Raw genomic sequence first — 6,000 nt, 5'->3', positions numbered from 1 at the left:
ACGCTCCCTCATCAGCGAGCGCACCAAGGCCGGCATGGCCTCCGCCAAGAGCCGCGGCAGCCACGTCGGCCGGCCTCGCGCCCTCTCCGACGATCAGCTCGACGCGCTGCTGCTCGAGCTGCAGCACAAGCCCCTGGAGCAGGTCGCCCAGCGGCTCGGCGTGCATCCGCGCACTGTGCAGCGGTATCTGAAGTCGGCGGAGTGATCTGCCAGGCTCCGCAGACCCTCAAGAACAGGGACAGCGCTGACGCCACGTTCCCCATCGATCGGCCGGGATCGGCCATCAAATGATCGGCGTCGACCTCAGCGCGCGCCCGCGCCCGCCACCTCGGCGTAGCGGCCCCGCAGCGCCTCCACCGAAGCGGCCTGGCTGGCTTCGTACAGCGCGATCTCGTCCGCGACCGGCGCGCCCAGGGCCTGCTCGAAGGCGGCCTGGGCCGCATTGGCGGCGTAGCTCTTCTGCTCCTCCCCGCCCAGATTGGACTGGAAGATGCCGGCCGCGCTCACGGGCAGGAAGTCTTCGTAGACGATGGGCCGTGCGCCCACGATGCCGTCGCGGCGCATCGCGGCGAGATCGAAGGGCGCGCCGCTGGCCGCGCGCGCGGCAAAGCCGGCCTCGTCCGCCACGTGATGACGGAAGAAGGCCAGCGCCTGGTCCAGCAGCACCTCCGGCTCGTCCGGGAAGTCCGCGAAGGCCGCGGCCAGCCGTTGGCCGTAGTCGGCTGCGGCGCTGCCGGCCCCTTCCATCGATCGCACCTGCGCCAGCAGTTGGTCGTAGAGCGCGCGACCCTTGCGGGTGAGCGCCATGCCGCGCTGCTCGATCTCGCCGAAGCGGGCGGTGTGCGAACCGGCGGCGTCGCCTTGCGCAAAGACGATGGCCTCTTCCAGCGCCTTGAAGCTGGTCTGCCGCAGCAGGATGGGATGGCGGCGGCGCGGCGGTCCTTCGACCACGTCCTTGGCCGCCAGACCGCGGCGCGGCATCTCGGCCTGGGCCGCATCGATGTCGAGCGTGCGCGGCGTCAGATGGTTGATGTGCGGGCCCTTGAACGACACCACGTCGGCCACCAGGCGGTGCGCGGCATGCAGCTGGCGATAGGTGTCGAGGCTCACGGTGGCCTCGCTGTGCCAGCGGAAGGTCTCGGTCACCTCGCGCACGAAGGCGTCGGTCTGCGCTTCGGTCAGCCCGCCATCGGACTCGAAGCGCGCCGTGAGTGCCAGCGCCTCGTCGGTGAAGATGCGGCGCTTCGCAAGGATGTCGCGCGCCTGCTCACGCAGGCCGGCGTCGGCGATGAGCTCCAGCCTTAGCAGCGAGGTGAACACACGGAAGGGGTTGAGGCGCAGCGCCTCGTCGCTCACGGGCCGGAAGGCGGTCGCATGCACGGGCACGCCGGCGACGGAGAGGTCGTAGTAGCCGACCGGGAACATGCCCATCACGCGGAAGATGCGTCGCATGGCCGCCAGCTCCTCGGGCGTGCCCAGGCGGATGGCGCCGTGGCGCTCCACGTCGAGGCGATGCAGCTCGCCGGCCTCCGTGAGCGACTGCCGCAGCGCGGGCTGCGCGTCGAGCGTGGCCTGGTTGATCTGCGCCACGAGTTCGAGCAAGGCGCCGTACTGCGGCACCTCGGTCTTGTACATAGCCGACATGGACTGCGAGAAGCGGTCGCGGATCTGATCCGGACTGACGAAGGAGGACATGGTGGAAGCGTCTGGAAAGCGGAGGAATGCGGAAGGGCGAAGCAGCAGCGGGCTTCAGGGCGTTCGTGCCAGCACCCGGCCTGGATTGAGCAGCTGCTGCGGATCGAGCGCCTGCTTGATGGCCTGCATCAGCTGCAGCGCCACGGGCGACTTGTGGTGGGGCAGCTTCTCGCGCTTGAGCTCGCCCACGCCGTGCTCGGCCGAGATCGAGCCGCCGAAGCGGCTGACGGTGTCGTAGACGATGGTGCTGATCGTCGACTCGTGCGCGGCCACGAAGGCCCCGGCATCGCCCTCGGCCGGTGCCTGGATGTTGTAGTGCAGGTTGCCATCGCCCAGGTGGCCGAAGTTGACGAAACGCACGCCGGGCACGCCCGCAGCCAGCGCGGCATCGGCCTCGCGCACGAAGTCGGGGATGCGCGACACCGGGATCGAGATGTCGTGCTTGACGTTGACGCCTTCCTCCGCCTGCGCGAGCGTGATGCTCTCGCGGATGTGCCAGAGGTCGTGGGCCTGCTTGAGGTTCTCGGCCACGATGGCGTCGGCCGCGAGGCCCTGCTCGACGGCGGTCTCGAGCAGCCGCTCGAACTGCGCGCGCGCATGGTCCTCGGACTCGTTGTCCGACAGCTCGATGAGCACGCACCAGGCATGCTCGCGCCACATCGGCACGCGCAGTTGCGGATAGTGCCGATCGACGAGGCCGAGCGCGAACTGGTTCATCACCTCGAAGCCCGTGAGTCCGGCGGCCAGGTGCTGGTGCGCCAGGCCCAGCAGTGCCGTGGCGTCTTCGAGCGACGCCAGTGCCACCCAGGCCGTGAGCTGCGCGGCAGGCCGCGGGTGGAGCTTGAGCGTCGCCGCAGTGATGATGCCGAGGGTGCCTTCGCTGCCGATGAAGAGGTCGCGCAGGTCGTAGCCGGTGTTGTCCTTGCGCAGGCCCGAGAGGCCGTCCCACAGCTCGCCTTGTGCCGTCACGACCTCCAGGCCCAGGCACAGCTCGCGGGCATTGCCGTAGCGCAGCACCTGCGTGCCGCCCGCATTGGTGGCCAGGTTGCCGCCGATGGTGCAGCTGCCTTCGGCACCCAGGCTCAGCGGAAACAGGAAGCCGGCCTCGTCCGCCACCTGCTGCAGCGTCTGCAGGATGCAGCCCGCCTCGACGGTGAAGGTCATGTTCTGCGGATCGATGGACCGCACGGCATTCATGCGGCGCAGGCTCAGCACCACCTGCGTGCCGGTGGCGTCGGGCGTGGAGCCCGCCACCAGGCCGGTGTTGCCGCCCTGCGGCACGAGGCTGGTGCCGGCGGCGGCGCAGGCGCGCACCACGCGCGCCACTTCGTCGGCGCTGGCTGGGCGCACCACGCACAGGGCGCGGCCCCGCACGCGGCCGCGCCAGTCCTGTTCATAGCTGTCGAGATCGGCGCCGGTGAGCACATGGGCGGGGCCCACGATGGCGGCCAGGGTGTCGGTGAGCGTCGTCATGCGTCGGCGTCGTTCTGCGTGGCGCTGTCGGTGGGCTTGCCGCGGCTCACTGCCGGGGAACGCCGGCGTCCTTGATGATGGCGCCCCAGTGGCGGTACTCGCTGCGGGCGAAGTCGCGGAAGGCCGGGCCGGCCAGTGGCTTCACCTCGCCGCCCAGGGCGGTGACGCGCTCCTTGAACTCGGGGCTGGCCGCGACCTTGAGCGTGGCCTCTTCCAGGCGCTTGACGATGGCGGCCGGCGTGCCCTTGGGGGCCAGCACGCCATTCCAGGTCGCGGTCACGAAGTTGGCGTAGCCCAGCTCCTTCATGGTGGGCACGTTGGGCAGCACGGGAATGCGTTCGGCCGAGGTCACGGCCAGGGCCCGCAGCTTGCCGCCCTGGATGAAGGGCAGCGCCGGCGTCACGTTCTCGAAGATGAAGTCGATCTGCCCGCCCAGGAGGTCGGTGAGGGCCAGGGAGCTGCCCTTGTAGGGCACATGCACGAGGTTGAGCTTGGTGGCGGTCTTGAAGAGTTCGCCGGACAGGTGCACGGTGGAGCCGGTGCCCGGCGAGCCGTAGTTCAGGCCTTCGCGCCGTCCTTTCTCGCTGGCCGCCAGCTCGGCCACGGTCTTCGGTGCGCCCTTCGTGTCGCTGACCACCAGCACGTTGGGGATGGAGGTGACCATGGCGACGTACTCGTAGTCGTCGAGGTTCTTCTCGCTCAGGTTCTTGTACAGGCTCTGGTTGATGGCCTGCGTGCCGGCGGTGCCGAACAGCAGCGTGTAGCCATCGGCCGCGGACGTGGCGACACGGCTGGCACCGATGGAGCCATTGGCCCCCGACACGTTGTCCACGACCACGGGCTGGCCCAGGCTTTCGGTCAGGCCCTGGCCCACCATGCGGGCCAGGATGTCGGTGTTGCCGCCGGGCGCGAAGGGCACCACGAGCCGGATCGGCCGGGCGGGATAGCCGCCCGCCTGCGCCTGGGCCCAGGTGGGCAGCAGAAGGGTGGTGGCGGCCAGGGCGGCAGCGCCCAGGAAGTGCTTGCGCGAGAGGATGCGGGTCAAAAGAGGGAGTCTCCGTGTTCGGGGCCCCATCGGCGGGGCGGAAGCCCCGTCGGCCGCGGTGCGTCATGCGGGGCATGGCGCCCGTGGCGTGCGGGCAGGTCGGGGGCGCATGGTCTTGAAAACCGCACCTTGACGTCAATCAATGTTTTGGAAGATGGTCATTCCATTTGAGAATGATGCCGGCGAGGCCTTCCGGCGTCGCGCTTTTCCGGTGGCCTCTCGACAGACGACGCGTTGACCGGCCCGCATCCCGCCGATCGCTCACGCGTACTCATGAATTCCCGTAAATATCTTCCGTCCATGGGCCTGCTTGTGGCCTTCGAAGCCTGTGCGCGCCTGCAGAAGTTCACCGCGGCGGCGCACGAGCTCCATTTGACACAGAGCGCCATCAGCCGTCAGATCCGCGCGCTGGAAGACGCCGTGGGCGTGGAGCTCTTCACGCGCGACCGCCAGACGGTGCGGCTCACGCCGGCCGGGGAGATGTACGCCCTGGAAATCCGCGACGCGCTGCGGGCCATCGGCAACGCCACGCTGCAGCTGCGCGCCGACCCCGGCGCCGGCACCCTGACCCTGGCCATCCTGCCGACCGTGGGCACGCGCTGGCTGGCCCCGCTTCTGCCCGACTTCATGCGCGCCAATCCCGGCGTCACGCTCAACCTGGTGACACGGCTCGACCCTTTCGACCTGGACGCGGAGGGCGTGCATGCGGCGATCCACTACGGGCATGCGCACTGGCCGCAGGCCGAACTCGACCTGCTGTTCGGCGAGACCGTCGTGCCGGCCTGCTCCCCCGCCCTCAAGGCGCACTACGGCTTTGCGGCAGCGGCCGACCTGCGGGCCGCGCCGCTGCTGCACCTGAATTCGCGTCCCCAGGCCTGGACGGACTGGTTCGCCGCGCAAGGCCTCGCGCCCGGCGACGAGGCCGGCACCCGTATCGACCAGTTCGCCACCGTCACCCAGGCCGCTTCGGCGGGGCTGGGCGTGGCGCTGCTGCCGGAATTCCTGATCCGCTCGGAGCTCGAACGAGGCGAGTTGGTGCCGGCCGTCGATCTGCGCTGCGGCAGCGCCGGCAGCTACTACCTCGCCTGCGCCAGCAGCCAGTTGCGCTACCCGCCGCTGCGGGCATTTCGCGAGTGGCTCGGACGTCAGGCGGCTGCAGCACCGCCCTGAGTGGCGCGGCCGGACGCCCGGGCGGCAGCCTGGCTATGAAGCTTCGGCGGCCTCCGACGCCGACATGCCGCCCGCTTCGGCCGGGCCGGCGATGGCCTGCGCCAGCCGCACGGCCTCGGCCAGCGCGCTGAGCTGGCCCAGGTGCTGGCCCGCCAGCTTCTGAAGCTTGCGCTGCCCCTTGGGCAGCAGGTGCACCTCCGTCTGGCGACGGTCGGTGCGCCCCGGCTTGCGCTGCACCAGGCCCGCCTCCTCGCAGCGCGAGATCAGCGCCACCACGCCGTGCACCTGCGCCTGCAGCCGCTCGGCGATCTCGGTCACGGTGGCCCAGTCACGTCCGGCGAAGCCCTGCGTGTGCAGCAGCAGCTGGTAGTGCAGCACGGTGATGCCCTCCTCGCGCGCCGCGTCCTCGCTGAAGCGCAGGAAGTTGCGCAGCCGGTACCGGAACTCCGACAGCGCCTCGAGCCGGCGTTTGTCTGCCGCCGACGCGGCCGATCCTTCACTCATTCGGTCCCCCACGAAATGGAGGCACTTTAGCCCCAGGCGCGGCCCGCCCACATGAGCGTTTGGAAAGGGTAATTACTCATGATGTGATGCATTTTTTGCTCATACCATGATGT

The 6,000-nt window shown here is 69.9% G+C and carries 6 protein-coding genes; 2 read left to right on the top strand and 4 right to left on the bottom strand.

Annotated elements, in window-relative coordinates; genetic code table 11:
* Positions 1 to 205, top strand: a 205-nt coding sequence (locus KBC94_RS28540) for a helix-turn-helix domain-containing protein (RefSeq protein WP_294378833.1), incomplete at its 5' end; no start/stop codon positions are given.
* Between the two features lie 98 nt (positions 206 to 303).
* Here KBC94_RS28540 and KBC94_RS28535 read toward each other — a convergent pair.
* From KBC94_RS28535 to KBC94_RS28525, 3 genes are read right to left on the bottom strand one after another with little or no spacing between them, the layout of a single operon-like run.
* Positions 304 to 1,695: a VOC family protein gene (locus KBC94_RS28535; protein WP_294378831.1), complete on the bottom strand. Its 1,392-nt coding sequence runs from the start codon at positions 1,693 to 1,695 to the stop codon at positions 304 to 306.
* Positions 1,696 to 1,749: 54 nt separating this feature from the next.
* Complete coding sequence (locus KBC94_RS28530) at positions 1,750 to 3,168, bottom strand: FAD-binding oxidoreductase (protein WP_294378828.1); 1,419 nt, start codon at positions 3,166 to 3,168, stop codon at positions 1,750 to 1,752.
* A gap of 46 nt (positions 3,169 to 3,214) precedes the next feature.
* On the bottom strand, positions 3,215 to 4,213 hold the full coding sequence (locus KBC94_RS28525; RefSeq protein ID WP_294378826.1) for a tripartite tricarboxylate transporter substrate binding protein: 999 nt from the start codon (positions 4,211 to 4,213) through the stop codon (positions 3,215 to 3,217).
* A gap of 300 nt (positions 4,214 to 4,513) precedes the next feature.
* Between KBC94_RS28525 and KBC94_RS28520 the strand changes: the two genes are divergently transcribed.
* Positions 4,514 to 5,383, top strand: a complete 870-nt coding sequence (locus KBC94_RS28520) for a LysR substrate-binding domain-containing protein (RefSeq protein WP_294378823.1) — start codon at positions 4,514 to 4,516, stop codon at positions 5,381 to 5,383.
* A 33-nt stretch (positions 5,384 to 5,416) separates the two neighbouring features.
* Here KBC94_RS28520 and KBC94_RS28515 read toward each other — a convergent pair whose 3' ends face one another.
* The gene (locus KBC94_RS28515; protein WP_294378820.1) at positions 5,417 to 5,887 is read right to left on the bottom strand and encodes a MarR family transcriptional regulator; all 471 of its coding nucleotides are present in this window, start codon (positions 5,885 to 5,887) and stop codon (positions 5,417 to 5,419) included.
* Positions 5,888 to 6,000: the final 113 nt, after the last annotated feature.

The sequence above is a fragment of the Pseudacidovorax sp. genome (assembly GCF_017991995.1).
GTDB lineage: Bacteria > Pseudomonadota > Gammaproteobacteria > Burkholderiales > Burkholderiaceae_C > Xenophilus.
Note: the sequence above shows the minus strand (reverse complement) of the source record. Positions and strands in the feature narration are given on the sequence as shown.

Excerpts from the sequence above, each read along its gene's own strand:
- KBC94_RS28535 (WP_294378831.1), bottom strand. The coding sequence starts at position 1,695 with ATGTCCTCCTTCGTCAGTCCGGATCAGATCCGCGACCGCTTCTCGCAG.
- KBC94_RS28530 (WP_294378828.1), bottom strand. The coding sequence starts at position 3,168 with ATGACGACGCTCACCGACACCCTGGCCGCCATCGTGGGCCCCGCCCAT.
- KBC94_RS28520 (WP_294378823.1), top strand. The coding sequence starts at position 4,514 with ATGGGCCTGCTTGTGGCCTTCGAAGCCTGTGCGCGCCTGCAGAAGTTC.
- KBC94_RS28515 (WP_294378820.1), bottom strand. The coding sequence starts at position 5,887 with ATGAGTGAAGGATCGGCCGCGTCGGCGGCAGACAAACGCCGGCTCGAG.